Origin of the sequence: Mucilaginibacter sp. CSA2-8R, assembly GCF_038806765.1 — a bacterium.
Lineage (GTDB): Bacteria > Bacteroidota > Bacteroidia > Sphingobacteriales > Sphingobacteriaceae > Mucilaginibacter.
Map to the genome: position 1 here is coordinate 4445030 of NZ_CP152389.1, position 25284 is coordinate 4470313.

26 protein-coding genes are annotated in these 25284 nt (G+C 42.0%); 3 read left to right on the forward strand and 23 right to left on the reverse strand.

Annotation, left to right across the window (positions count from 1 at the left end; genetic code table 11):
• Nucleotides 1-115: 115 nt before the first annotated feature.
• The 20 genes from AAGR14_RS18920 to AAGR14_RS19015 all read right to left on the reverse strand — a co-directional run bounded on the left by AAGR14_RS18920 (nucleotide 116) and on the right by AAGR14_RS19015 (nucleotide 19992).
• Nucleotides 116-937, reverse strand: a complete 822-nt coding sequence (locus AAGR14_RS18920; RefSeq protein ID WP_342645804.1) for an OmpA family protein — start codon at nucleotides 935-937, stop codon at nucleotides 116-118.
• Between the two features lie 19 nt (nucleotides 938-956).
• The gene (locus AAGR14_RS18925) at nucleotides 957-1625 is read right to left on the reverse strand and encodes a DUF2461 domain-containing protein (protein WP_342645805.1); all 669 of its coding nucleotides are present in this window, start codon (nucleotides 1623-1625) and stop codon (nucleotides 957-959) included.
• Entirely contained in the window at nucleotides 1606-1977 is a 372-nt protein-coding gene (locus tag AAGR14_RS18930) for a DUF983 domain-containing protein (protein ID WP_342645806.1), read from the reverse strand. The genes AAGR14_RS18925 and AAGR14_RS18930 overlap by 20 nt, the downstream gene beginning before the upstream one ends.
• A gap of 78 nt (nucleotides 1978-2055) precedes the next feature.
• Nucleotides 2056-2343 carry a hypothetical protein gene (locus AAGR14_RS18935; protein ID WP_342645807.1) on the reverse strand — a complete coding sequence of 96 codons (288 nt, stop codon included), beginning with the start codon at nucleotides 2341-2343 and terminating at the stop codon, nucleotides 2056-2058.
• Nucleotides 2344-2353: 10 nt separating this feature from the next.
• Complete coding sequence (locus AAGR14_RS18940; protein WP_342645808.1) at nucleotides 2354-2932, reverse strand: DUF420 domain-containing protein; 579 nt, start codon at nucleotides 2930-2932, stop codon at nucleotides 2354-2356.
• Complete coding sequence (locus AAGR14_RS18945; protein ID WP_342645809.1) at nucleotides 2932-3573, reverse strand: SCO family protein; 642 nt, start codon at nucleotides 3571-3573, stop codon at nucleotides 2932-2934. Before AAGR14_RS18945 ends, AAGR14_RS18940 begins: the two co-directional genes overlap by 1 nt.
• A gap of 65 nt (nucleotides 3574-3638) precedes the next feature.
• Nucleotides 3639-3983 (reverse strand): cytochrome C oxidase subunit IV family protein, encoded by a 345-nt coding sequence (locus tag AAGR14_RS18950; RefSeq protein ID WP_342645810.1) that lies wholly within the window; start codon nucleotides 3981-3983, stop codon nucleotides 3639-3641.
• A 23-nt stretch (nucleotides 3984-4006) separates the two neighbouring features.
• Nucleotides 4007-4723, reverse strand: coding sequence for a cytochrome c oxidase subunit 3 (locus AAGR14_RS18955; protein WP_342645811.1), 717 nt, complete (start codon nucleotides 4721-4723; stop codon nucleotides 4007-4009).
• Nucleotides 4724-4747: 24 nt separating this feature from the next.
• Nucleotides 4748-5329 (reverse strand): cytochrome c oxidase subunit 3, encoded by a 582-nt coding sequence (locus AAGR14_RS18960; RefSeq protein WP_342645812.1) that lies wholly within the window; start codon nucleotides 5327-5329, stop codon nucleotides 4748-4750.
• 1 nt (nucleotide 5330) lies between these two features.
• Nucleotides 5331-6176, reverse strand: a complete 846-nt coding sequence (gene cyoE, locus AAGR14_RS18965; RefSeq protein ID WP_342645813.1) for a heme o synthase — start codon at nucleotides 6174-6176, stop codon at nucleotides 5331-5333.
• Between the two features lie 14 nt (nucleotides 6177-6190).
• Nucleotides 6191-7252, reverse strand: a complete 1062-nt coding sequence (locus AAGR14_RS18970; RefSeq protein WP_342645814.1) for a COX15/CtaA family protein — start codon at nucleotides 7250-7252, stop codon at nucleotides 6191-6193.
• An 81-nt stretch (nucleotides 7253-7333) separates the two neighbouring features.
• Nucleotides 7334-9229 (reverse strand): cbb3-type cytochrome c oxidase subunit I, encoded by a 1896-nt coding sequence (locus AAGR14_RS18975; RefSeq protein ID WP_342645815.1) that lies wholly within the window; start codon nucleotides 9227-9229, stop codon nucleotides 7334-7336.
• Between the two features lie 14 nt (nucleotides 9230-9243).
• Nucleotides 9244-10404, reverse strand: a complete 1161-nt coding sequence (locus tag AAGR14_RS18980) for a cytochrome c oxidase subunit II (RefSeq protein WP_342645816.1) — start codon at nucleotides 10402-10404, stop codon at nucleotides 9244-9246.
• A 96-nt stretch (nucleotides 10405-10500) separates the two neighbouring features.
• Nucleotides 10501-11772 (reverse strand): quinol:cytochrome C oxidoreductase, encoded by a 1272-nt coding sequence (locus tag AAGR14_RS18985; RefSeq protein ID WP_342645817.1) that lies wholly within the window; start codon nucleotides 11770-11772, stop codon nucleotides 10501-10503.
• Nucleotides 11773-11785: 13 nt separating this feature from the next.
• On the reverse strand, nucleotides 11786-12358 hold the full coding sequence (locus tag AAGR14_RS18990; protein ID WP_342645818.1) for a cytochrome c: 573 nt from the start codon (nucleotides 12356-12358) through the stop codon (nucleotides 11786-11788).
• Nucleotides 12351-12887, reverse strand: coding sequence for a DUF3341 domain-containing protein (locus tag AAGR14_RS18995; protein WP_342645819.1), 537 nt, complete (start codon nucleotides 12885-12887; stop codon nucleotides 12351-12353). Before AAGR14_RS18995 ends, AAGR14_RS18990 begins: the two co-directional genes overlap by 8 nt.
• Before the next feature lie 2 nt (nucleotides 12888-12889).
• Nucleotides 12890-14362: an NrfD/PsrC family molybdoenzyme membrane anchor subunit gene (gene nrfD / locus AAGR14_RS19000; protein ID WP_342645820.1), complete on the reverse strand. Its 1473-nt coding sequence runs from the start codon at nucleotides 14360-14362 to the stop codon at nucleotides 12890-12892.
• Between the two features lie 27 nt (nucleotides 14363-14389).
• On the reverse strand, nucleotides 14390-17440 hold the full coding sequence (locus AAGR14_RS19005; protein WP_342645821.1) for a TAT-variant-translocated molybdopterin oxidoreductase: 3051 nt from the start codon (nucleotides 17438-17440) through the stop codon (nucleotides 14390-14392).
• Between the two features lie 40 nt (nucleotides 17441-17480).
• The gene (locus AAGR14_RS19010) at nucleotides 17481-18758 is read right to left on the reverse strand and encodes a cytochrome c3 family protein (RefSeq protein ID WP_342645822.1); all 1278 of its coding nucleotides are present in this window, start codon (nucleotides 18756-18758) and stop codon (nucleotides 17481-17483) included.
• A 253-nt stretch (nucleotides 18759-19011) separates the two neighbouring features.
• Nucleotides 19012-19992 carry a deoxyhypusine synthase family protein gene (locus AAGR14_RS19015; protein WP_342645823.1) on the reverse strand — a complete coding sequence of 327 codons (981 nt, stop codon included), beginning with the start codon at nucleotides 19990-19992 and terminating at the stop codon, nucleotides 19012-19014.
• A gap of 181 nt (nucleotides 19993-20173) precedes the next feature.
• On the opposite strand from AAGR14_RS19015, the gene AAGR14_RS19020 reads away from it, so the two are divergent.
• Nucleotides 20174-21310 carry a polymerase gene (locus tag AAGR14_RS19020; protein ID WP_342645824.1) on the forward strand — a complete coding sequence of 379 codons (1137 nt, stop codon included), beginning with the start codon at nucleotides 20174-20176 and terminating at the stop codon, nucleotides 21308-21310.
• Nucleotides 21311-21320: 10 nt separating this feature from the next.
• Here the strand turns inward: AAGR14_RS19020 and AAGR14_RS19025 are convergent, their stop codons facing one another.
• Nucleotides 21321-21914 (reverse strand): hypothetical protein, encoded by a 594-nt coding sequence (locus AAGR14_RS19025; protein ID WP_342645825.1) that lies wholly within the window; start codon nucleotides 21912-21914, stop codon nucleotides 21321-21323.
• A 48-nt stretch (nucleotides 21915-21962) separates the two neighbouring features.
• Between AAGR14_RS19025 and AAGR14_RS19030 the strand changes: the two genes are divergently transcribed.
• Complete coding sequence (locus AAGR14_RS19030; protein ID WP_342648707.1) at nucleotides 21963-22820, forward strand: transglutaminase-like domain-containing protein; 858 nt, start codon at nucleotides 21963-21965, stop codon at nucleotides 22818-22820.
• Between the two features lie 44 nt (nucleotides 22821-22864).
• Nucleotides 22865-23653, forward strand: a complete 789-nt coding sequence (locus tag AAGR14_RS19035; RefSeq protein WP_342645826.1) for a DUF4846 domain-containing protein — start codon at nucleotides 22865-22867, stop codon at nucleotides 23651-23653.
• Between the two features lie 164 nt (nucleotides 23654-23817).
• Here the strand turns inward: AAGR14_RS19035 and AAGR14_RS19040 are convergent, their stop codons facing one another.
• Complete coding sequence (locus tag AAGR14_RS19040; protein WP_342645827.1) at nucleotides 23818-24345, reverse strand: hypothetical protein; 528 nt, start codon at nucleotides 24343-24345, stop codon at nucleotides 23818-23820.
• A gap of 18 nt (nucleotides 24346-24363) precedes the next feature.
• On the reverse strand, nucleotides 24364-25281 hold the full coding sequence (locus tag AAGR14_RS19045) for an alpha/beta hydrolase (protein WP_342645828.1): 918 nt from the start codon (nucleotides 25279-25281) through the stop codon (nucleotides 24364-24366).
• Nucleotides 25282-25284 lie beyond the last annotated feature (3 nt).

Here is a 25284-nt window from a genome sequence, read left to right on the forward strand (position 1 = left end):
TGCTTTTAAATAACATCACTGTTCCGATTTTGTAATTACCCTTAAACAAAAACAGGATTAGTATAGCTCTAAAGCTATGACTAATCCTGTTTTTGTTACTGCAGCAAGCGTTACCTTATTTTGCTGCCGGGGGGTTAATCAGGTTATAAAGTTCGTCTAACTTTGGAGTAAGTACAATTTCAATACGGCGATTTTTAGAACGAGCTTCGGGCGTATTAGCCGGATCAATGGGTTGAAATTCTCCTTTACCAGTTGCCGTAATACGTTGCGGATCGATCTTTTCTACTTCGGTTAAATAGCGGCTTACCGAAGTAGCACGAAGTACGCTCAAATCCCAATTATCTTTAATCTGCCCCAAGTTTACCACACGTTGATTATCGGTATGGCCTTCAATAGCTAAGTTAATATCGGTTTCTTTGTTGAGCACGCCAGCCAGCTGTTTTAAAGCCTGCTTACCTTTGTCGTCAATCACAATACTTCCTGACGGGAAAAGCAACTTATCAGTCAAGGATACATAAACTTTACCGTTTTTAATATCAACCGAAAGTCCGCTTTGCTGGAAACCGAGCAAAGCTTGTTGAAGCTTATTTTTTAAAGCATTAGTGGCTTCATCGCGTTTACGCAAAATATCTTCTACTTCGCGTAGGCGGGCTTCGCGTTTCTGCAAATCTCCGGATAGCTTACTTAGTTGTGTAGAGTTAGTATTATAACTGGTGTTAAGCGCATTATAATTTTTTTGCAAACCGGCCATCTCGCGGTGCAGGCGGGCAGTGTCTCCTTGTAAACGGGCCAGCTCTGCTTCTAAACTGTTGGTACGGTTTTGTAGCGAGTCGCGCCCGGCAATTAAAGCATTATAAGCTTTGGGCGACATTACCTTACACGAGTGCATGGTTGCGGCACCCAGCAAAAGCGCGGGTAGGTAGTATTTAATTTTCATGTTTATCGATCTAAGTTGATTACTGAATAGTGTTGGCTAAAAACATGTTGAGCGGATGCAGTTTAACGCATAGCTTAGCTACCATATTAACGGCGTCCTTTTCGCTTAACTCTTTGTCGGTTAAATCCCGGTAAGCTATAAAGCTTTTAAGTTTAAGCAGATCTATGTTTTCGTTTTCGGCGTCATAACCTTTAGGTACGGTACGCAATGATTCCTGCGCCCTAAAATCCACAAAAGTTTTCTTGAAATCGGCCGCGTCAATAATACGAATTAAATCGGCCGCGTTATAGTCAATTTCCTGGCGTATAGCCTTTAAATGGTCGCCCTGCGGCATCCAGTAACCGCCAGCCAAAAATGATTTGTTACCAGGCTCAATTTGCAGGTAATACCCTATCTCGCCTACCTTATTCTTAGTAAGCCTGCCAATGGCCATGTTAGTTTTATAAGGCGTTTTATCTTTACTAAACCGTACATCGCGATATATGCGCATTACACATTTTTTGGGGTCGAGCGATGCGTCCACGCCTATACCTACTTTACTCAACTCATCAATTAAATCACCAGCAAAAGCTATTATGTTTTCGTGGGCTTTCTCGTAACGGTCTTTATGTTCCTGAAACCACTCGCGTTGGTTATGCTTTGCCAAATCGGCCAGAAATTTAAAAGTATCAGGAGATATCATCAGCATCTAAATAAGGCAAATAGTGTATTTTGGGAGATAGCCAGTAAAGCAGTATCACTCTCGAATATCGATAATTAAGTGGCGCCAGCAAAAAACAGCCGCCCAGTATCACACCTAAGTACAGCCAGGGTGACTCCATATTACCTGTTAAAAAGTAAGTAATAAAGGCGAGTGTTACTGCTTCGGCAACATTGAATGCATAACTTACATACATGGCGGCATAAAAGTAACCCGGCTCAATCTCAAAGTGCAAATTACAATGAGGACAGTGCTCCAGCATACTGTTGCCACCAAAGCTGTACATCGCACCTTTAAACATCTTACCCCTACGACACCTTGGGCATCTGGCTTGGAGCATGGCAGTAAGTTGAGGTGTTTGTGTCATAAGCAGTATAGTTATAACCAAAAACATCCGGCAGGTACCGGATGTTTTTGGTTAATTCATATGAAATTTTTCGTCGCGCATGTTAATCTCTACATTATCCTTGCGCCGGTATTTTTTATACCAGATATAGCCTACCACAGCTACCGCTATATACGGCGCAGACAATAAATAAAGTATGCCTTTATTCAAACCGTTAGCTTCGGTATTACCATCCTTAACACCTGCCTCTGCCGTGGCCGAACACATAGCGCATTGTGCTGCTGCCGGCTGTGCAAGGGCTACCGCTAATGCCATACACCAGCTAAACATTAAAACCTTAATCCACCTTGTTATGTTCATTACTCCGCCTTTAAAAGTTATAATACTTTGATATCATTACGTAAACCACTACACCTGTTACTGTAACATACAGCCAAATAGGATAAGTCCATCTAACCAGCTTTTTATGCTTTTCGATCTGCATTTGCAAACCTCTGTAAAAGCTCAACAAAATTAAGGGTAAAACGGCTGCTGCTAAAACAATATGTGTCAGCAATATAACATAATATACATACCGGATATTGCCCGCGGCTGCTTTTTCTGTTGATGATACCTCGTGGTCGCCGTTTAGATCGCCAAACTTAGTATCATGTCCCAACCAATGGAAAGTAATGTATGACACCAGGAATAATGACGACAATATAAATGCCGCTACATTTAACCGTTTATGCCAAAGCACCTGTTTATGTGTAATGCAGTATAAAGATGCAATAAGCAGCAAGCTGCAGGCACCGTTTATAAAAGCATTTAACTTCGGCAGTAAATATAAAAGTGATGGTGAAACGGTCGGCGCAGGTAATATCTTTAATGACAGAATTACTACCACTACAAATACAAATATGGAAACGCCGGTTACAAAACGGAATACTAACTTATCGGAAAAATTCATCAATCAGGAGCTTTAATTTTACGCAATTCTTCGGCAATCTGCACTTTAATTTCGTCGTTTAACCGCGCAGTCTCTGCTATTGAGGTGCCATCGTAATAACCGCGAATACGCTTTTCGGCATCAACAAGTATAAGTTTATTACTAAAAATGAACTCATCATCCGACTTAACGGCATCTACCAAAAAGCCCTTACGCGCTAAATTATAAGTAGTAGTAGTATCACCTGTTAAAAACATCCATTTACTGGCAGCATACCCCAATGGCTTAGCATAAGCTTGCAGCGCCTGAACGTTATCCCGAGCTGGATCAACGGTGATGCTTACAAACTTTACCATCCGGTTTTTGCGATAGGCACCCGCCAAACGGTCAATATTTTTTTTCATGGCTTCGGTTACAGCCGGCCCATGAGTGTAAAAGAAGTTGACTACAAAAATCTTGTATTCAAAATCTTTAGGTGTAACTGCCTGCCCTAACTGGTTAGTTAATTTGAAATCTCCTATCTTGTGATAAATAGTATCAGGTATATACTTACCATGATAACGATGGCCCGTTTTGGCAACCTCTTTAGTGCCGTAAAATGGCAAGGGTTTGTAACGGTTTTTACCCTTTTGGGTTAGCAAATAATATAAAAATCCCGGCACTGCTAAAATGAGCGCCAGGATTAATATTTTTTTTGTCTGTGATGACAAGCTATTCATTGAGCAACTTACCTTAAGTCCACCCAATGGTGGCTTTCGTTGGTAAGCACCAGGATGAGACCGATAATGAATAGTGTAGGAACAATAATCGAGTACATCAGGCCTATTTTCTCGAACTTTAAGTGCATAAAGTACGCTACAATGTAGAATGCTTTAGCTAAGGTTAAAACGATATAAATAGGATTAGCAATGGTTAAAGGTACGATACCTTTAGGTACCAGATACAGCGCAATGATAAACTCAATAACTGTTATACCTAACAGTACAAAAAACACCTGCCATATTTTTTTACGGCTCATGGTGTCATGCTCTGCATGATCGTGTTCTTGTGTATGATGTGTTTCTGACGACATGGTAAAATCAGATTAAAATGTAATTAAACTAAATAGAAGAATGTAAACACGAATACCCAAACAAGGTCTACAAAGTGCCAGTATAAACCAACCTTTTCAACCATCAGGTAGCTACCACGACGATCGTAAGTGCCAGCTAAAACGTTAATTAAAATAATAATATTAATAATTACCCCGCTGAATACGTGGAAACCGTGAAAACCAGTTATAGTGAAGAACAAGTTTGCAAACTGTTGGGTGTAGACAGTTGAAGGAGCAACACCTTCAGGGAAAAACTCGCCTATCTCGTGAGGAATTTTACCCCAGCTAAAACCTTCAGAAAATAAGTGGTTCCACTCTAACGCCTGGCAACCCAGAAACATAAAACCGCCGATTACTGTAGCAACCAACCAGCCGGCAACTTCTTTACGAGCGCCACGGTGTCCGGCCTCAACGCCTAATACCATAGTTACAGAGCTCATAATAAGGATGAAGGTCATTATACCTACAAACACTAATGGAGCACCATGCTCAATCATACCCGGTACCGATTGGAATATACGATCAGCAGCTGGCCAGCTGGTTGAGCTGAAACGCAATGCACCGTAAGCAATCAGTAAGGATGAAAAAGTAAATGCATCTGATAACAGGAAAAACCACATCATCATTTTGCCGTATTCAACCGAAAACGGCGACCGTCCGCCAGCCCATGGCGTTGTTTTCACTTCATCTATAGGTGATGTAACCGCTGTTGTACTCATTTGTACTTATTGTGTAGAGGATGATTAATTCTGGTTCAAAAGTAAAAAAACATAGAGATAAATCCATATAATATCGACAAAATGCCAAAAAATAGAAGACATCTCCATCCGGAACAAGTTTGTGACCTGCGGCGTTTTCCGGTACGCGCCAATTAAGCTTATTAGTATTAACACCAAACCACCTAAAATGTGTAGCAAGTGCATACCCGAAAAAACGTAAATAAAAGATTGCGATGCATTTGGGTTTACAAAAAACACACCCATCTTAAAAGTTAGAACATACCAAGCGTAAACCTGCAATATTAAAAACAGCACACCCAACAAAAAGGTAGCCCATAAAAACATACGCTGTTTAGCAAACTGAAGGCCTTTGGCTGCCTTTGACGCGAGGTACATAGTTAGGCTGCTTAAAACGATAACAGCAGTACTGTAAATAAACGCCTGTGGCATGGCTATTTTGAGTGCATGCCCCTTACCGCCAATATATACTATAAAGCCGCTGGTAAGTGCAGCAAAAAACATAAACGAGGTGAATATAAATATCCACATGTTAAAACGCTTCGGCGTTAAATTTAATTTGTCTTTATCCTGTAACTGAGCCATCATCTTACTTCACTATAAAATCAAACAAAAACGTTAACTGAACTATAGGCAGATATAAAAAGGAACCAAACATTAATTGCCGTGCCGCTTTAATTTCGAGCGTTCGCATTAAATTAAATGCCTGGTATAAAAACACCAGTCCGCAAACAAGTGATATGCCGCCAACCACATAGCCGCCGTAGCCATACAGCGTTGGCAACAAACTAACAGGTATAAGAATCAGTGTAAAAACAAACGTGATAATAGCGCTTGCTTTGTCTCGCTTGCCTGTAGGCAGTAACCGAAAACCTGCCAGCTTATAATCGTCGTCCAATACCCAAGCAATAGCCCAAAAGTGAGGCAACTGCCAAAAAAATTGGATACCGAACAAAATTAAAGCGACTTCATCAATTTTTGGATGAATAAATGCAGCAACGTAACCAATTAATGGTGGCAGTGCACCAGGTATTCCTCCTATAAAAACAGAGATCGGCGACTTACGCTTCATCGGTGTATAAACGAATGCATAAAGCACGATAGCAAACACTGATAAAAATCCGGTAAGTAAATTTAAGCTACCCAGAAGGTACGTACCGAATATCCCCATTAGCAAACTTAACACCAGCGCTTGCCCGTTAGTCATCCTGCCCGATGGTAAAGGACGGTCTGCCGTACGAGTCATCAAACGGTCTAAATCCCGTTCTATGATTTCGTTAAATCCGTTAGCAGCACCAGTAATCAAAAAGCCGCCTACTATCAGCTTAGCCCAATTAGCCCAATTCACATAAGTATTAACCTGGCTGCCTATTAAAAATGAAATGGATGCAGAAAATACCACTAAGAATGTCAGCCTGAATTTAACAAGCTTCATCAAATCCTTCCAAATCATCCATGCACCTCCGTATATCTCTCTGAACGTTTCAAATTAAGCAATAAATAAAATTGAGCACCAAAAATTAAAGTGGCTAAAACGATGTGCAGTGCTTGTGCAACCGGCGGCAAAGCATGGTAAGACAATACTACACCTACGCCAATCTGCGCTATGATAAGCAAGAACACAAAGCTCATCAGCTGCTGCTGCAATGAGTGACGATTAAAGTTGCGTCTCAGCAATGCATAGATCATCACATTAATTACAAACACCAATAACGCTGTGTCTCTATGTGTAGAAAATATCTCCCCTACATTACTTATCCAACGATCGCGGTAACCATCCTGGAAACGGTCTGCCACCTCGTCAACCTTCTCCCTTACTTCTGTACCCAGTGTTATTTGTACAACACTTAAAACAACAGCCGCAATTGTCAGCACGTTGATTAAAGGTTTTGCAGATAATACAGGTTTGTCAATCACTCTGGCTAAATGGTAAGTATAAATTGCTATAGCCAATATTACAATAGCCAAAAGCATATGCACTGTCACTATCCAATCCACCAAGTTAGTTGATACCACGATAGAGCCTAACCATGCCTGGAAAACAACAAACAATAAGTTAAGAACACTTAGCACAGGAATCTGAACCTCGCGTTTGCGATAACTAAACGAGTAAACTGCAGTAAGCAATAAAAAAATTCCGGATAATGCACCGACCAACCGGTTAATGTACTCCGTCCAGGTTCGGGCAGCATTAAAATCTTCGGGTATCAGAATAGACTTGTCTTTGCGGATGCGCTCGGCAAGTTGCTTATAGCCTAAACGGTCGAGTGTTTTTGCAAAACGCTGATTTTTCGTCTCGCGCTTGGCAACATACCTTTGTTTGTAATCTGACGGTAATTCGCTGGCTTCTGTGGGCGGTATATACCTGCCAAAACACTTTGGCCAATCCGGACATCCCATTCCTGACCCAGAACTACGAACTACACCGCCAGCCAGAATCAAAACAAAAAGCGAAATTATAGTGATAAGGTTAATCCGTATAAATTTTGCGTTTTTGATTGTTTCACTCATTTAAGTTATAAAAAATTAGGGTATCTGTTTTGGAAAGCTTTCCGGTACAGATACCCTAAATTATCAGATCGAAAAGGTAAATTATTTTACCTCTTTTTCACTTGAACGTTGGGTATTTACCCACTGCTTATGTTCTTCCAAGCTTACCGGATTGTCTTCAAAATCATGCGGTAAGTTGGATGCTAATGTCTGCGAGAATGGTGTTGTCTGCGGAATGAAATCCGTGTCATGACCAGGCTTGCTGTAATCATATGGCCAACGGTACACGGTCGGGATTTCGCCTGGCCAGTTACCATGGATGTGCTCAACAGGCGTAGTCCATTCTAAGGTTGTAGAACCCCATGGATTTTGAGGTGCTTTTTCACCAAAGAAGATCGAGTAGAAGAAGTTCCACAAGAACGCAACCTGCGCCAAGGCAGATACAATTGCGGCCCAGGTGATAAATGTGTTAACAGATACCCATTGTTTTAACGACTCAATCTCTGTAAAGGAATAGTAACGACGAGGTACGCCATCTAAGCCCATAAAGTGCATTGGGAAAAACACCAGGTAAGCACCGATGAAGGTTAACCAGAAGTGTAGATAGCCCAATTTGGTATCCATCATACGACCAAACATTTTAGGGAACCAATGGTAAACACCAGCCAACATACCAAAAATAGCCGCAGAACCCATTACCAAGTGGAAGTGAGCAACTACGAAGTAAGTGTCGTGCAAGTTGATGTCTAACGCAGCATTACCTAAGAAGATACCAGTTATACCACCAGAAATAAAGAATGATACCAGACCAATGGCGAACAACATAGCCGGAGTAAACCGGATGTTACCGCGCCATAATGTAGCCAGGTAATTGAATGTTTTTACTGCTGACGGCACTGCTATAATCAAAGTTGTAATCATGAACACACCACCCAAGAACGGATTCATACCAGTCACAAACATGTGGTGCCCCCATACAATGAACGACAACACGGTGATACCGATAAGTGAATACACCATTGCATGGTAACCGAAAATTGGCTTACGTGAATTAGTTGCGATAACCTCAGATGAGATACCTAACGCAGGCATAATTACTATATAAACTTCAGGGTGACCCAAGAACCAGAATAAGTGCTGGAATAAGATTGGGCTACCACCTTCAAACGTAGTTTGCTGGTTTTGTATAACAATGTCTGATAAGTAAAAACTAGTACCAAAGCTGCGGTCAAATATTAACAACACAACACCCGCAACTAATACAGGAAATGCTAAAACACCTAAAATTGCGGTTAAGAAGAACGCCCAGATAGTTAAAGGCATTTTCCAAAGGTCCATACCTTTAGTACGCATGTTTAAGATAGTACTGATATAATTGATACCGCCCATTAATTGAGAAGCAACAAATAAAGTCATACTAATTAACCAAAGAGTCATACCCATACCCGAACCTGGCATGGCTTTAGGCAACGCTGATAAAGGCGGATAAATAGTCCAACCTGGTCCTGCAGGGCCTTTTTCGGTAAAGAAAGAGCCCAACATTATACAGCTAGCAATAAAGAACAACCAATATGACAGCATATTCATGAAAGGAGACGCCATGTCGCGTGCACCTAACTGATATGGAATTAAGAGGTTACTAAAAGTACCGCTCAGTCCGGCTGTCAGTACAAAGAAAACCATGATTGTACCATGGATGGTAACCAACGACAGATAGAAGTTCGTATCTAAACGACCACCTGGAGCGAAACGACCTAATAAGGTTTCCAGGAAAGGAAATGCTTTTTCGGGATATGCTAATTGGATACGGAAAAGTATAGAAAGCATCATGGCAATTACAGCCATAATGATACCGGTAATAAGAAACTGCTTGGCAATCATCTTATGATCCTGGCTGAAGATATACTTAGTCAGAAACGTTTCGTGATGATGGTGCCCGTGATCGTGATCATGATGTCCCTGTGCTACGCCGTGATCCTGAACTGCTAATGTTGACATAATCGCTATCTTGATTAATTATTTGAAGCTAAACTGTTTTGTAATTGGTACTGCTTATAAAGCGGATTCTCAGCTAATTTAAGCTCCTTCTTTAACTGATCGCTCAGGTAAGGCTTTTGATTAGCTAACCAATTTTGATATTCAGCTTGTGATACTACCAATACAATCTTTTGCATGTTGTAATGACCTCCGCCGCAAATTTTGTTACAGTAAAAGTGGTAGTTAAAGTCTGGTTGATCCAAATCTGAACGCATTTGCGCTGTAGTTTTGGTTGGAGTAAATTTAAAATAAGTAGGTAAACCTGGTACTGCATTGATCTGCACACGGAAATTAGGCATATAAACACTATGAATAACATCCTGAGCAATGATGTTTAAACGCACAGACTTATTTACAGGTAAAACCAGTGTATCTGCCGCCAAATCGTCAAAGCTATTCTTGTCTTCGTAGTTGATACCTAACTTGTTTGTGCCACTTACCAATTTAACAGTTTTCTTTCCCAATTTACCGTCTTTACCAGGGTAACGCAATTCCCAGGCAAACTGGTGACCGGTTACGTCTACATTTAACGATGCAACTTCACCTTTAGCATCAACAGTATTGGTAATTTTTCTCCAGGTTAAGAAACCAAATACTACCAGTATAGTTAAAACGATTGCAGGTGCAACTGTCCAGATTTTCTCGATGGTGTTATTGTGGGGATAATAATAAGCTTTGCGTTTGTCAGAACCCTTGTATTTGAAAAGGAACGTGAATAACAACACCTGCGTGCCCAGGAAAACAACAAAAGTAATACCGAATGTAATCCAGAACATGGTGTCTAAAGTCTTGCCATGCACAGAAGACGCAGGTCCTAAGATCATGCTTCCTTGCTCGCTAAATGAGTAATAGACGCCAATGATGCCAGCTACTAAAAAGATCAGGAAACCAGTAGCCATCACGTTATTCCAGTTGATGCCTTTTTTTCCCTGCATCTGCAGTGTAAGGTCGTATACTTTTAATATTTTGCCAACTACCGCAACCACTACACAAACAATCAAGAATAGTAATGTATAGTAGCCAACCGAGGCCCACATACCAGCGGTTTGCGCTGATGTGTCGCCGCTATCAGTAGCGGTGGCGTTTGAGCTGGCGGCCTGTGCCATAACCAGGTTAGTACCCAGTAAAAGGAACATCGCAACCAGCGAGTAAAATTTCTTAAAATTTATAAGATGCTTGAATGCCATTTGTATCAGTGATTTGGTATTCTATATTAATTACAAAGTTAGCAATTATTGAATGTGGTGGTGAAGGCTTTCCTCTAAGAAAGGATGCTTTTTAGGAATAAGTGATTCAAACTTACTTAAGGCTGACAGCATCAGGAATGTGAACAGACCGGCAAATCCAATGAAAGTAAAAAGCTCTGTGATACCGAACACGCGATGGTTTTCCATAGTGCCTGGCATAATCATCAGGTAGTAATCTAACCAGTGACCGATGATGACAATGATACAGGCAATTTTCATACGGGTCATTGAACGTTTGTCATCATTCTTCATTAATAGAAACAATGGAGCAACAAAGTTTAAACCAATATTTAACCAGAACCACCATTTGTATTCAGGCTCCCAGCGTTTATAAAAGTACACACTTTCCTCAGGCATATTGGCATACCAAGTTAAGAAGAACTGTGCAAACCAAACGTAAGTCCAGAAAATAGAGAAACCGAAGATGACTTTGCCTAAGTCTTGCAAATGACTTGCGTTAACCCAAGAGAAGTAGCCGTTTTCTTTTAAGATGATTAGTGTTAAGGCAATTACTGCTAACCCGCTAACGTGAACCGCAGCTAAGTTATACCAACCGAACATGGTAGAAAACCAATGTGCCTCTAAAGACATGATGGTACCGAATGCGTAAATTGGGAAAGTGAAGCCGAAAATAACTAAGAAAATAGCTGAGATTTTAAAGCTTTTGTTATAATTAACCATTCCGCCCAAGGAATCTTCGTTGTTAGAATACTTTACTAACAAACTACCGAAATAGGTATATAAGCCAAGAAATACTACTAACGTGCCGTAAAAGAACGGTATGTTTAGGAAAGCTGATTTACCAGCGATCAGTTTGTCGTAGATATTGCTTTTAGGATCAGTTAAACCTTGAGTAGCCCAGTGCGCATATAAATAGGGCGACCATACCTCATGACCTTCGTGGATTTCCTTATGTTTAAATAGCAAACCAGCGGCTACCACTGCCAAGAGGGATAATACAGCAACGCCTAACACACGGACAAACGCCTGCGGTATACGTAAAAAGCTAACCGACCAGCCCGACTGTGCCATGTACTGGTAAGCAAGAAAGAAAACACCGGCTACGCAAACGCCTACAAAATAGTAGCTCATAAGCAGCAGGTTTGAAAAAGTACGAACCGCATGAAGCTCGCTGCCATCAAGTAAAAATCCGTATAAGATGCCTATTATACCAATTACTATAGCTATGAGGCTAAAGGTTTTGGCTTTACCGGCAAATTCAAATCGTTCGTTAAAACTATGTTGATGAGTGCTCATTTAAGCTAAATAATTATAAGGTTTGCAAATGGTGAACATACATAATTACTTTCCAGCGCTCTTCGGGGGCTAACTGCGATGCGTACGAACCCATAGAGTTTACACCATAAGTAATGGTATGGTATATTTTACCGTCGGTAAGGTCTTTCATACCGCCGCCGCGAGATGACGTGCCTTTAGAATACGATGGTGGAGCCGGATAACCGTGCTGAACTACCGTACCGTCTCCCTGGCCGGTTAAACCATGACAAGGTGAACAGAAGTGCTCATAAAGGTTTTTACCTTCGGCATAATTGGCTTGTGTTTGCGCAAGCATATTTTTAACCTCAACACTAGCCTGGTCATATCCGGCGCGGGTGTTAGGGTAATCAAAGCGGGTAAAACCTACCGGTATTGTGCCGGCCGGCGGTAATTGCGACGTTTTACCATCTTTAAAGTTGTCGTTCTTTTGATCATACTCGTAAGCAATGTGCTCATACATATTGGGAGCGTATTGCCAGCCGGTGCTTCTTTTGTCTTTGCAGGATGTAGCTACCATAGCAGCAACAGCCATCATTGTTGCACCAAATATCTTAATCTTACTCATAGCTAACATATTTCCTTTCGTTGTGCTTTACTTCAACAGCACCGGCTTCTTTTAATATTTTACTAATATCATCATGAGGCACGTTTCCTTTAGCATCAATAGCTATCACAAAACGGTCGTCGGTCGCACGCAGGTCCATTACACGCGGTGCGCGGCCTGGAGCCAGATGCGTTGCAAAGAAGAACGTTAACACCATGCCAAACGCTGTAAAGAGAATGGTCCACTCAAACGTGAACGGAACAAAATCCGGCATTGCAAAATGTGGCTTACCGCCAATGTTCATCGGCCAATCATGTACCAGCGTATAATAAACAATGCTGAAGATTACCGTTGCACCTAAACATCCGAAGCAAAACGCAGCGTATCCTAAACGAGATTCTTTAACGCCCAACTTAGCTTCAATACCGTGTATTGGCATTGGCGAATACACATCATAAATCGGAATACTGTTTTTCTGTAGCTTGCCGATACCGTCCATCATCAGATCCGGATCGTCAAAACAACCTAATATAAATTTAGTGCTGCTCATAGTTATGCTTTTTGGTATTGAGTTAAATCAACACTGTCGTACTTTTCTAATGACTGAATATACTCCTCTGCTTGCTCAGGGTCAACATGACCTTCTTCAAGAATCTTTTTCTTAGCCTGCTCACTCGAAGTTTTCACCAGCAGTTTCACCTCGGCCATAGCTACAGAAGGTAATACACGGATGAACAACAGGAACATCACAAAGAATAAGCCGATTGAACCTACAAAGATACCCACATCTGTCCAGGTAGGATAGAACATCACCCAGCTTGACGGAAGGAAATCGCGGTGCAGTGAAGTTACGATGATCACGAAACGCTCAAACCACATACCGATGTTTACAATGATAGACAAGACCCATGATAACGGGATGTTGATACGGATCTTTTTGAACCAGAATAACTGCGGCGTAATTACGTTACAAGTCATCATGCTCCAGTAAGCCCACCAGTATGGACCGGTTGAACGGTTGATAAAGGCATATTGCTCATATTCTGAACCGGAATACCAGGCTATGAAGAACTCAGTGATGTAAGCCACACCTACAATTGAACCGGTTAACAAGATAATCTTGTTCATTGATTCAATGTGGAACATGGTGATGTAGTTCTCGAGACCTAATACCTTGCGGGCAATTAATAACAGGGTTTGCACCATCGCAAAACCAGAGAAAATCGCACCAGCAACGAAGTATGGCGGGAAGATGGTGGTATGCCATCCTGGTTCCAATGAAGTAGCAAAGTCAAAAGATACAATGGTGTGTACCGAAAGTACCAGCGGAGTTGAAATACCGGCCAGAATTAATGAGACAGTTTCGAAACGCTGCCAGGTTTTTACCGAACCAGACCATCCAAAAGAAAGAACAGAATAGATGCGGCGACGTAAACCTGTTGCACGGTCGCGGATGCTGGCAATATCGGGTAACAAACCTGTGTACCAAAACACTAATGATACAGAGAAATAAGTTGATATCGCGAACACGTCCATCATCAAAGCCGAGTTCCAGTTTACCCATAACGAACCGTACTGGTTTGGCAGCGGCAATGTCCAATAAGCTAACCAAGGGCGGCCCATGTGGCCAAAGATGTATGTGGCCGCACAAATAACCGCAAAGATGGTCATCGCCTCGGCGGATCGGTTGATCGAGTTACGCCAGTTTTGACGGAACAACAATAATACCGCAGAAATAAGTGTACCAGCGTGACCGATACCTACCCACCATACGAAACCGGTGATGTCCCAGGCCCAGCCTACTGTTTTGTTCAAGCCCCACTCCCCTACACCGAACCAAAAAGTCCAGCTTATAGAGAATACCCAAAGAGCAGCGCCGGCTGATGCTAAAGCAAAACCGATCCACCAGGCTAAGTTGGGTTTATTTTCAACAGGGCGTAAAACCTCATTAGTTATCTGGGCATAGGTTATGTTCTTGCCCGTAATTAACGGTTCCCTGATTATTGATTCACTGTGAGATGCCATAGTATATTATATCTCGTGTAATTAAGTTTATGCTTCTGTTGTTGCTGCTTCTCTGTTTCTAACTTTGGCTTGGTAACCGATACCTGGCTTAACGTTAAGTTCTTCAAGCACGTAATAAGTTCTTTCGCTCTTAAGTGCTTTTGAAACTTCAGAGTTCGGATCTTTGGCGTTACCAAAAATGATGGCGTTAGTAGGACAAGTTTGCTGACAAGCAACTTTAATCTCGCCATCGGCTAACGGACGTTTTTGCAATTTAGCGTTCAATTTACCGGCTTGGATACGCTGAACACACATTGAACATTTTTCCATTACACCACGGAAACGGGTAGTAACATCTGGGTTCAATACTAACTCAGTATAATCGTTTTGCAGGTAATTTTCGAAACGTGAATCGTTCCAGTAGTTAAACCAGTTGAAACGACGTACTTTATACGGACAGTTGTTAGCACAGTAACGTGTACCTACACAACGGTTGTAGGTCATTTGGTTTAAACCTTCAGAAGAGTGGGTGGTAGCTAACACCGGACATACTGTTTCGCACGGAGCATGGTCACAGTGCTGACAAAGCATTGGCTGATAGGTAACCGAAACGTTGTCTAAGTTTTCCAGTTTATCAATTTCTTTCTCTTCTGTTACGGTATGGCCCTTTTCGTCATAGCTGTAGTAACGGTCAATCCTGATCCAGTGCATCTCACGACGACGGCGAACCTCGTCACGTCCTACTACCGGTACGTTATTTTCTACATTACAAGCAACTACACAGGCACCACAACCGGTACAAGCGTTAAGGTCAATAGCCATCACCCAGTCGTACTGCGGACGGTCATACTCGTCCCAAAGACTGTAGGTTTCTTTTTCGCCACCTTCTTTTTCGCCTTTTTCTTCAGACTTTTTAAGGTACTGCTGTAAAGTAGTCTCGCGGATTACATCACGACCTTCGTATGAGTGGTGGGTTTGTGTTTGAGCTAAAACTACTTTGTCGCCGCCAACACCTTCCAGTGTTGCCACTGTATTGCCCTGGAATGTTCCGTTAGCAAAAGCTAAGAATGGGAAAGCATTTTTACCAACCTCGTCTCCTACTTTACCAGATTTAGTACGGCCGTAACCTAAAGCGATAGAGATAGTACCCTGCGCCTGGCCTGGCTGTAATAATAAAGGTAATTCAGTAGTGTAATTGTTGGCAGTTACTTTAACAACATCACCTTCTTCTAATTTTAGGTCCTTAGCAGTTTTAGGCGCTATAGCTACATAGTTATCCCAGGTAACTTTAGAGATTGGGTCGGGTAATTCCTGTAGCCATGGGTTATTTGCGTAACGTCCGTCTAAAACAGTATTACTTTCAAATACCTGTAATTCTAACTTGCCTTGAGGTGCAGCAATCTTAGCACTTTGGCTTAAAATTGTTTGCGCTACAGCATTCAAATCACGGCTGAAGGTATAAGTACCTGCAGGTTTAGCAGTAGTTTTAACAAAACCAGTTTGCAATAAAGTTTCCCAACCGTTCTGACCGGCTAAACCAGCCTGAGGTAAGATGTTAGTATTCCAGGTGTTGCGTACGTAAGTATAATAATCTTTAACTGGGGCATTTGACCATACCAGCAAGCTTTGCTCAGCTTTACGGCTATCATATACCGGGTTAATAGTTGGCTGTACAATGGTGTAGTATCCTTCTACCGAATTTTCGTCACCCCATGATTCCAGGAAGTGGCTGTTGGTAGCAATTACATTACACTGAGATGCAGTTTCATCAGCATAATCAGCAAACGATACTCTCAGGCCTACTTTTTTCAATGCGTCAGCAAATGCGCTGCTTTGGTAGTAGTTATAAACCGGGTTAGCATTTAAGAAAAATACGGCGCCAACCTGGCCTGATTTCATTTCATTTAACAGCGCTACCATTTCGGCATCATTACCTTTGTATTGGTAAGACGGGTTATCCAAATCGATAGTTGTTCCGTAGCTGCCCAACAAAGAGTTGATGGCATTTACTAAAACCTGTATGGCAACATCATTGCTACCGGCTACTACTAAGGCACGGCCTTTTGCAGCAACTAACTCTTTTGCCGCTAATGTAACTGCGTTATCTGTAGCCGCGTTAGATAGTTTTTTAGAGCCTGGTAAAGATGTACCTGATATAGCGTTATATAAATTAATTAAAGCAATACCTTCTTCAGATGGCTTAAGCGGGATACGGGTGTCTGCGTTACTTCCGGTTAAGCTCATGCGAGACTCAAACTGGATGTGGCGCGACATCTTTTTACCTTCTAACGCCTTGTGGCTGCGTTTAGACACATACTGACGCATGTGCTCAGCCTGCGAAATCCATGGGCCTAAAAAGTCGGCACCAAAGCTTACAATTACATCGGCTTTATCAAAGCTGTAACGCGGAAGCACCGCTTTACCAAAACTATTTTGGTTAGCCTGGATAATACCAGTTAACGAGATTGGATCGTAATTAACAAGTTTAGTAGTTGGGTATTGTGCAACAAAATCATTAATCACCCTTAAGCTCGAAGGGCTGTTAATGGTTGATGACACAATACGTATTTGTTTACCACTGGCTTTAATAGCTGCCAGTTCGTTTTTTACATAAGTATCTAAGGCACTCCAGGCAGTTTCGCCGCCATCTTGCATAGGGCCTTTCAAACGGTTAGCATTATATAATTCCAGTAATGATGCTTGAGTTTGAGCATTTACACCACCCTGACCTAATACATCACCTGGGTTACCTTCAATTTTAATAGGACGACCCTCACGGGTTTTTACTAATATGGATTGACCGTTGTAACTTGATACGTAGAAGTTAGCTACACCAGGAGTTACCTCCTCCGGTTTTATCAGGTAAGGAATAGATTTATGTACAGGAGTTTTCTGGCAAGCCGCTAAAGAAACAGCACCTAAACCAAAGCCCAGCGTTTTTAAAAAGTTACGACGCGGTGTTTTACCGGTAAGGCCGGTACCGCTAAGCACATCCTCAATAGGAATAGGCTCGGCAAACTCGTGTTTGTTTAATTCAACAAACTCCGGGGTATTGTTCAGCTCTTCTAAACCTTTCCAGTATTTTTTGTTGCTTTCCATTTAAGCTATATAACTATTTTGCTAAGTTCTTTTTAATTAATTAATAGTGGCATTTAGCACACTCTAAACCACCCAGTGCGGCAGCAGTAACTTTTTCACCGCGTTTTAAACGCTCGTGTACTTCTATCATGTTATCATAATAGGCGTTACCTTTAAAGCCGGTTTCGGTACGGCGGTGACACTGGATACACCATTTCATGGTAAGTGGTGAATACTGATACACCTCTTTCATGGTTTGGATAGGACCGTGACATTTTTGACACTCTAAGCCAGCAACTTTAACGTGCTGAGAGTGGTTGAAATAGGCAAAGTCTGGCAGGTTATGGATACGCACCCACTGTATAGGGCGGGCTTTAGTGGTATCATATTTCTGCGTTGCAGGATCGTAACCTAAAGCATCATAAATTTTGTGAATCTCAGGCGATTCGGTTTTAACCACCTTGTGACAGTTCATACAAATATTTAATGATGGGATAGTAGCGTTTTTGCCTTTATAAGCAGGTGAGTGACAGTACTGACAGTTAATCTTCATCACACCGGCGTGCAGCTCGTGTGAGTATTTGATTGGCTGTACCGGTTGGTAGCCCTGGTGCACGTTAGTGTTCCACATGGTTACCCAGCTCCAGCTGCCCATAGCCAATGTACCAGCCACTACAAAGAAGAATACCAGCTTCTTGTTTTTAGCTAACTTCTTAACAGTTGCAAAACGGTCAACGGCAACAACTTCTTCAGTTTCGGCAGTTTCTTCTGGCAGTAAATCTTTACGTTTTAATAATAGACGCTCTAGAGTACCGATGGCGCGGTTAAGCACCAGGATAACAATAAACGCAACAACGATAACGGCCAACAAACCGAAAATCATAAAGCTGCTTGGCGTATCAGAAGCCGCAGCAGCAGCACCACCGGCGGCAGCACCTCCTGCCGGCGCAGCCTGCATTTTTTTGTACTCAGTACGAACGTAAGTAATAATGTTAGCTACATCACCGTCGCTTAATTCGGTGAACACGTTCATGCCCGCCTGGTTATACTCGTTGTAAACCTTAAGCGCTTTAGGATCTTTAGCTGCAATTAAAGCCTGGTTGTTTTGGATCCATTTGGTTAACCATTTGTCATCCGTTTCGGAAGTGATGGTTGGACCTAAGGCCGGGCCGGTCATACGCTGATCAAGCTTATGACACGAAGTACATTTAGCTTTAAATAAAGCTTCACCCTTTGCAGCATCAGCCTGCGCATGAGCAGATAAGCCCATAGTTGCCAAGCCCGCTACGAGTAAAACTGACCTTGAAAACTGTTTAAGAAGTAATGAGAATTTTCTCATAGAGTGTATTTATGCTTAGATATTTTAAGTATTTGATAACAGTTACCTATAAAAGACGTAAGTAACCCGCTATTTTCAGTCCACAAAAGTAAAATTTTATAAACTATGGCTGACAAATTAGTGACAGTTGTTTATAATTTATAATCGTTCTAAACTATAAAAAAAAACAGCCCTGCAGGTGTTTACAGGGCTGTTTTAAGCGCATTTTGCTATTTAATTGCCTTATAGCGGCTTGCACAAACCAAAAACTATTTTACTGTTTAAGCAACCAGGCAAATATTAATGGTGCTACAATCGTAGCGTCAGACTCAACTATAAATTTAGGAGTGTGAATGTCTAATTTACCCCAGGTAATTTTCTCATTAGGTACTGCGCCTGAGTATGAACCATAAGAAGTAGTTGAATCAGATATCTGGCAGAAGTAGCTCCAGAACGGAATTTTTTCCATTTCCATATCCTGGTAAAGCATAGGTACTACGCAAATCGGGAAATCGCCGGCTATACCACCGCCAATCTGGAAGAAACCAATGCCCTTGCCTTCTGAATTCTTTACGTACCAATCGGCCAGCCATGCCATGTACTCAATACCGCTCTTCATAGTAACAGCTTTAATCTTGCCCTTAATAACGTAAGAAGCAAAGATGTTACCCATGGTTGAGTCTTCCCAGCCCGGTACTACAATTGGCAGGTTTTTTTCGGCAGCAGCCAGCATCCATGAGTTTTTAGGGTCAATCTCATAATACTGCTCCAACTCGCCACTCAGCAATATCTTATACATGTATTCATGCGGAAAATAACGCTCGCCTTTATCGTCGGCACCTTTCCAGATCTGGTATATATGCTTTTGTAAACGGCGAAATGCTTCTTCTTCGGGAATACAGGTATCAGTTACCCGGTTATAGTGGTTCTCCAATAAGTCCCATTCATCCTGCGGACTCAAGTCGCGGTAATTAGGTACGCGTTTGTAATGTGAGTGTGCCACCAGGTTCATGATGTCCTCTTCGAGATTAGCACCGGTACACGATATAATGGCAATTTTATCCTGACGTATCATTTCCGCCAGCGAAATACCTAATTCGGCAGTACTCATCGCACCGGCCAGGGTTACCATCATTTTACCACCCTCTAACAAGTGTGTTTCATAGCCTTTAGCGGCGTCCATTAATGCTGCAGCATTAAAATGGCGGTAATTTTTCTCAATAAACTGAGATATAGGTCCTCTTGTAACTTCCATTGTCCAATCGATTTAAAATCAGGCGCAAAGGTAGGTATTTTGTTTAAATTTATAACTTGGAGACAAGAAATGAAACCTTATTGACGCTGTGCCATCTACCTGCACTTGTTCATACATGCCTTGCTTACACTGCAAACAATAAATATACCTTTGCACTTTATTCAACCCTGCTACCTTGTTAATGAGAAAATTCATACTCTTCATATCCATACTATCGGGCAACTTTGCTTTAGTACAAGCTCAGCCTAAATTTATCCCGAAGTTTGTTAGACGTATGTTGTTTGAAAAAGACAGCAGCCGCAAAGCCAGCTTTTTTTTGCTGCCTGTACTAAGTTCGGCTCCCGAAACCGGTTTGGAGGTAGGCGCCTCTACCCTATATTCTTTTTTTACCGATAGTAGCCGGATAACCCGGGTATCTAACCTGTTTGCCTATGCTACCTTTACCACTCAAGGCCAGCAACGGGCCAGTGTGAGCAGCAGCTATTGGTCGCCGCAAAACCGCTATCATTATATAGCATCTGTTGGCTACGTTAATTTTCCGTTTGATTATTATGGCATTGGCAACAACACCCGAAAATCAGCAGAGCAGCGCATCAGCGAGAAACGATTACGCCTTAACTTTAACGGAGAAAAGCGCATTGGCCAAAACCTATACTTAGGTTACTTATTGGGCGGTTACAATTTTGTTTACCGTATTGACAATACGGGTAAACCTTTTGAGGCACAATTTAATTACAATGACCGCAATGGCGGTTCGGGCATTTTTGCAGGGCCAATGGTTACCTTTGATAGCCGCGACAACAATACTTATACCCATAAAGGTATAATTGTAAACGCCTACCTTAATATAATGCACGGCCTCTTTGCCGACAACCATTATAAAGGCAGCTTTTTTAATATAGAATACGCTCAATTCTTCCGGTTACAAAAACGGTGGGTATTAGGCTTAAATGTGCAAGAGCAAAGCTTGTTAGGTAAAGAAGCGCCATTTTATCTACTACCCGAATTGGGCAACGACGAGATGATGCGTGGTTACTATAACGGCCGCTACCGCGATAAGAACATGATTGCCGGGCAAACCGAGCTGCGTTACCGCTTAAGCGACCGCATAGGCCTGGCAGCTTTCGCAGGGACGGGTACCGTCTTTAAGGATAGCTTTAGTTTTAACCAGCTTAAGCCCAATTATGGTGGAGGACTGCGCTACTTTTTTGACACCGAAAAAGGCCTAACCATGCGTGTTGATTATGGTGTTGGCCAAAAGCCTGCAGGCGAAGCCAGGCAACAAGGCTTTTATTTAAGCCTGGGCGAGGCTTTTTAGAGGTAGTTTATTAAAATTTTATAAAAAAGTCCTCCTTCACTTGTCCAGGACGATAATAAATCAATCCTAACCAAAACAGGTCAATAGACACGGTAACGTGTGGAGCAGCTTTAATAAGTTTCCACAACGCATAAGCTTTATTATTTTGATGATTGTTTTTTACGATGAGTACTGCCCCGCTCCGTAAGGTAGCTAATAATTGGCGCAAATCTTCCTGGTTTAATTGGCTATTAATGGCTGCATCTATAAATATGAGAGTATGCGCATCGGAGAAATTTTCGATCTGTTGAGGTTGATTCTCAAATAGATTAGATTGAGGTGCGGCACGATTTAAAACAAGCTGATCAAACGGTGTACATTTGCCAATCACACTGATATTATCTGGCTGCCAATCAGCAGTAAGTCGATACAACAGTTTGTCTGCAGCATTTAATTTTTTGCGCGGCTGCAGTGCTTTTTCAAGATCGGTATATACTTTTTTATTCGAAAAGTCGTAAATTACTTCATCAACCAGCCGGTACACAAAGGGCGAATGCAACCCGTGCCGGTTAATGGCTTTAAGCTGATGAAAAAAGTAACTTAAAGCAAACTTTAGGTTAAACATGGTTGTAAAAATAGATAAAGCTTTAATAATTTGAAGAACGAGGTGAACATGATTAACGAAGCTGAAATTAACTCGCTCATCCGATTGCTGGACGACCCGGATCAGGAAATATATGCCCACGTGCACGAAAAGCTGCTATCGTACGGCCCTACCGTGGTTTCTTATTTAGAAAGCGCCTTTGAACAGGCCTTTGACGCTGTACAGCAAGAACGCATTGCTAACCTGGTACACGAGATACAATTTAGCCTGGTAAAAAACGAACTGGAGCTATGGCACCAAAGCGGTTCTTTTGATTTGCTGCGCGGCGCGCTCATCATCAACAAATACCAATACCCCGACCTGGATGAACAAAAAGTAATTAACCAGATTGAAGCCATAAAGCGCGACATCTGGATGCAGATGATGTTTGAAGGCAGCCCAGCCGACCAGGTGAAGCTGATTAATCACGTGCTGTATAATATTTATGGCTTCAGCGGCAATACTACCAACCACCAGGATCCGCAAAACAGTTATCTGAGCCAGGTACTCGAAACTAAAAAGGGCAACCAGATATCGCTGGCTATTATTTACTCGGTGATTGCGCAAAAGCTGGACATTCCTATTTATGGAGTAAACCTTCCGCAGCACTTCATCCTAGCTTACTTGGATGAAAGTACCAAGTCGGAGTTTGAGAGCGGCGTTTTGTTTTACATTAACGCCTTTAACAAAGGTTTCATTTTTGGGCGCCGCGATGTAGACATGTTTTTAAAACAGCTCAATTTAAATATTGACAAGCAGTTTTACGAACCCTGCACCAATACCGATATTGTGCGCCGCATTTTACGTAACCTCATCAGCGCGTATGAGCAATTAGGTTCGATGGAAAAAGTGCAGGAATTAACCGAATTATTAAACGTATTACAGTAGCAATTGCCGATAATTTATTGATAGCTTTAGGCATATAACCTGTTATGCTTAAAGCCTTACTATGGTTGCTTTTATTGGTAACCCTGCATCCTAATACGCCCATCGTTAAAACCGGCAACACGGTAGGTTCCCGTTTTAAAGCGCCTACCGGTTACAACCATGCTCACTTATCCAGGCAATCGTTTGGCGATTGGTTGCTGCACCGGCCGCTTAAACCCGTGGGCACCCCTACTCTAACCTATGCTGGAAACTTTGCGCACACCAACCGGTATACCGCTGGAGTGTTGGACATTAGCGTTAGAAAAAACGGATTGCAGCAATGTGCAGATGCAGCGATAAGGCTGATTGCCGAATATCTTTATAGCAAAAGAAATTACCGGGCGCTTCACTTTAATTTTACCAGCGGCTTTAATTGCGACTTCGTCCATTTTGCCGAGGGATACCGCTACCAGCAAAACGGCACCTGGAAAAAACTGGCTCCTAAAAGTTATTCTTACAATACTTTCCAGCAGTATCTGGACCTGGTATTTTCTTATGCCGGAACTTTATCGCTTGAAAGAGAGTTGCAGCCGGTAAACAACGCAGCAGACATACAAGCAGGAGATTTATTTATCAAAGGCGGCTCTCCGGGCCATTGTTTTATAGTGATGAACGTGGTAGAAAACAAAACCACCAGGCAAAAAAAGTTTTTGTTAGCGCAAAGCTTTATCCCTGCTCAAAACATACAAATTGTACAAAGCGATTCGCCATGGTTCAGTCTGTATGATTATGCCATGATTCCGTATGGCCAGTTAATTAACAAGGCTTATCTGAAACGCTTTAATTTCAGATAAGCCTTGCTTATGTAGTTACGAATTTGATTTGCCGGTTATTTACTTAACCAGCCATTCGCCTCCATTCACCAGCTGACATGATTAGTTAGATTAAATAAATAAACTAATGAAACGAACGGACCGTTAACTGCATTGGCTTAAGCAATTTATAAAACAGAAATTACTTAGGTGATGCTAACAACAACAACAACCACTGTTTCACCATCTTTTAAAAATCCAATATATCGATGCTGATCCTCCTCGCCTTTTATACATCTCATAAATCCTTTGTTTATTGAAAATTCCTTGCCATGATCCAGAACGTTGTCAAACTCTGAAGACCAAATAATTTGGCCAGGCTGAAGCTTGGGATTACTTTCAACCTTATTCAAGACTGAGGTAAAATCCTTTTTAGACAGCTTTATCAATGCAATAGAAAAGTATTCACCGTGAAAATCAGGATAAGTTGCATTTTTATTGAGTATTTCTGCTGATGCCGGAATTTCGCTAAGCGTTACCGATTTAAATTCGTCGAAGTAAAAAGCATCATTTGGATAAATGGCGACGTAGATGTTATAGGCAAAAAAAGCGCAAATCAGTGAAACAACTGCGATACCGACTTTTTTTAATCGTAACCTAACCATCCATCTGTAAAATAATACCAACAATACAATCGGTATGGCAATGGCTAATATGACGGCAAAAAACAACATCAGTATTATTTGCAGTATTTATTTAAGAGGGGTTAACCAGCCATTTGCATCCATCCAGTCTTTACAGTTGTTAAACCATTCGGCTTTAGTAGTTTTATTAATTAAACCAAACCCATGCCCACCGGCCTGAAACAGGTGAAGTTCGCCTTTTACTCCGGCTTTCACCATAGCTTCGTAAAACACGATGCTGTTCATTACCGGTACGGTTTTATCATCTTCGGCATGTACTAAAAAAGTGGGCGGCGTATTGGCCGTTACCTGTTTCTCGTTCGAATACAAGTCAACCATTTCGGGTGTTGGTGTTTTACCAATTAAATTATCCTTAGACCCGGTATGAGCGATTGGGCCAAAGCTGATTACCGGATAAATTAACACACCAAAATCAGGGCGGAGGCTAATGTTCTGTTTGTTATCTATTACGGGCTTATCAAAATGAGTGATAGCCGTAGAAGCCAGATGTCCACCTGCCGAAAAACCAATAATACCTACACGGGCCGGATTAACACCCCACTCCTGCGCACGCTCCCGAACTAACTGTACAGCACGTTGCGCATCCTGTAAGGGGCCGATGGTTTTATCTACCATAATGGCGTCGCTTGGCAAGCGGTAAGTGAGCACAAAAGCGGTAACGCCAATCTCGTTAAACTTCTTAGCTACGGCAGTACCTTCATGATCCATCGCTAACCGCGAATAGCCGCCACCCGGACAAACAATAACGGCCGTACCACTACCTTTACCTTTCTCCGGAAAAAACGGCGTAATCACCGGATCGGTTACCATACTTACCCGGTTGCTCTCGTTCCTTTCGGCGTAGCCTGCAGGTGCAGCTTTTGAATTGGGCACACCTTTGGGGTACAGCTTGATGGGCTTGCTCTCCTGAGCTACGGCAGATAAGGCTATCACCGTGAACAACACGGCTGACAAAATGCTTTTCATGTA

Bases quoted from the DNA above. Each gene is read 5' to 3' on its own strand.
- AAGR14_RS18920 (WP_342645804.1), bottom strand. From the start codon at position 937: ATGAAAATTAAATACTACCTACCCGCGCTTTTGCTGGGTGCCGCAACC.
- AAGR14_RS18925 (WP_342645805.1), bottom strand. From the start codon at position 1,625: ATGCTGATGATATCTCCTGATACTTTTAAATTTCTGGCCGATTTGGCA.
- AAGR14_RS18930 (WP_342645806.1), bottom strand. From the start codon at position 1,977: ATGCTCCAAGCCAGATGCCCAAGGTGTCGTAGGGGTAAGATGTTTAAA.
- AAGR14_RS18935 (WP_342645807.1), bottom strand. From the start codon at position 2,343: ATGAACATAACAAGGTGGATTAAGGTTTTAATGTTTAGCTGGTGTATG.
- AAGR14_RS18940 (WP_342645808.1), bottom strand. From the start codon at position 2,932: ATGAATTTTTCCGATAAGTTAGTATTCCGTTTTGTAACCGGCGTTTCC.
- AAGR14_RS18950 (WP_342645810.1), bottom strand. From the start codon at position 3,983: ATGTCGTCAGAAACACATCATACACAAGAACACGATCATGCAGAGCAT.
- AAGR14_RS18955 (WP_342645811.1), bottom strand. From the start codon at position 4,723: ATGAGTACAACAGCGGTTACATCACCTATAGATGAAGTGAAAACAACG.
- AAGR14_RS18960 (WP_342645812.1), bottom strand. From the start codon at position 5,329: ATGATGGCTCAGTTACAGGATAAAGACAAATTAAATTTAACGCCGAAG.
- cyoE (WP_342645813.1), bottom strand. From the start codon at position 6,176: ATGAAGCTTGTTAAATTCAGGCTGACATTCTTAGTGGTATTTTCTGCA.
- AAGR14_RS18970 (WP_342645814.1), bottom strand. From the start codon at position 7,252: ATGAGTGAAACAATCAAAAACGCAAAATTTATACGGATTAACCTTATC.
- AAGR14_RS18975 (WP_342645815.1), bottom strand. From the start codon at position 9,229: ATGTCAACATTAGCAGTTCAGGATCACGGCGTAGCACAGGGACATCAT.
- AAGR14_RS18980 (WP_342645816.1), bottom strand. From the start codon at position 10,404: ATGTTCCTTTTACTGGGTACTAACCTGGTTATGGCACAGGCCGCCAGC.
- AAGR14_RS18985 (WP_342645817.1), bottom strand. From the start codon at position 11,772: ATGAGCACTCATCAACATAGTTTTAACGAACGATTTGAATTTGCCGGT.
- AAGR14_RS18990 (WP_342645818.1), bottom strand. From the start codon at position 12,358: ATGAGTAAGATTAAGATATTTGGTGCAACAATGATGGCTGTTGCTGCT.
- AAGR14_RS18995 (WP_342645819.1), bottom strand. From the start codon at position 12,887: ATGAGCAGCACTAAATTTATATTAGGTTGTTTTGACGATCCGGATCTG.
- nrfD (WP_342645820.1), bottom strand. From the start codon at position 14,362: ATGGCATCTCACAGTGAATCAATAATCAGGGAACCGTTAATTACGGGC.
- AAGR14_RS19005 (WP_342645821.1), bottom strand. From the start codon at position 17,440: ATGGAAAGCAACAAAAAATACTGGAAAGGTTTAGAAGAGCTGAACAAT.
- AAGR14_RS19010 (WP_342645822.1), bottom strand. From the start codon at position 18,758: ATGAGAAAATTCTCATTACTTCTTAAACAGTTTTCAAGGTCAGTTTTA.
- AAGR14_RS19015 (WP_342645823.1), bottom strand. From the start codon at position 19,992: ATGGAAGTTACAAGAGGACCTATATCTCAGTTTATTGAGAAAAATTAC.
- AAGR14_RS19020 (WP_342645824.1), top strand. From the start codon at position 20,174: ATGAGAAAATTCATACTCTTCATATCCATACTATCGGGCAACTTTGCT.
- AAGR14_RS19025 (WP_342645825.1), bottom strand. From the start codon at position 21,914: ATGTTTAACCTAAAGTTTGCTTTAAGTTACTTTTTTCATCAGCTTAAA.
- AAGR14_RS19030 (WP_342648707.1), top strand. From the start codon at position 21,963: ATGATTAACGAAGCTGAAATTAACTCGCTCATCCGATTGCTGGACGAC.
- AAGR14_RS19035 (WP_342645826.1), top strand. From the start codon at position 22,865: ATGCTTAAAGCCTTACTATGGTTGCTTTTATTGGTAACCCTGCATCCT.
- AAGR14_RS19040 (WP_342645827.1), bottom strand. From the start codon at position 24,345: ATGTTGTTTTTTGCCGTCATATTAGCCATTGCCATACCGATTGTATTG.
- AAGR14_RS19045 (WP_342645828.1), bottom strand. From the start codon at position 25,281: ATGAAAAGCATTTTGTCAGCCGTGTTGTTCACGGTGATAGCCTTATCT.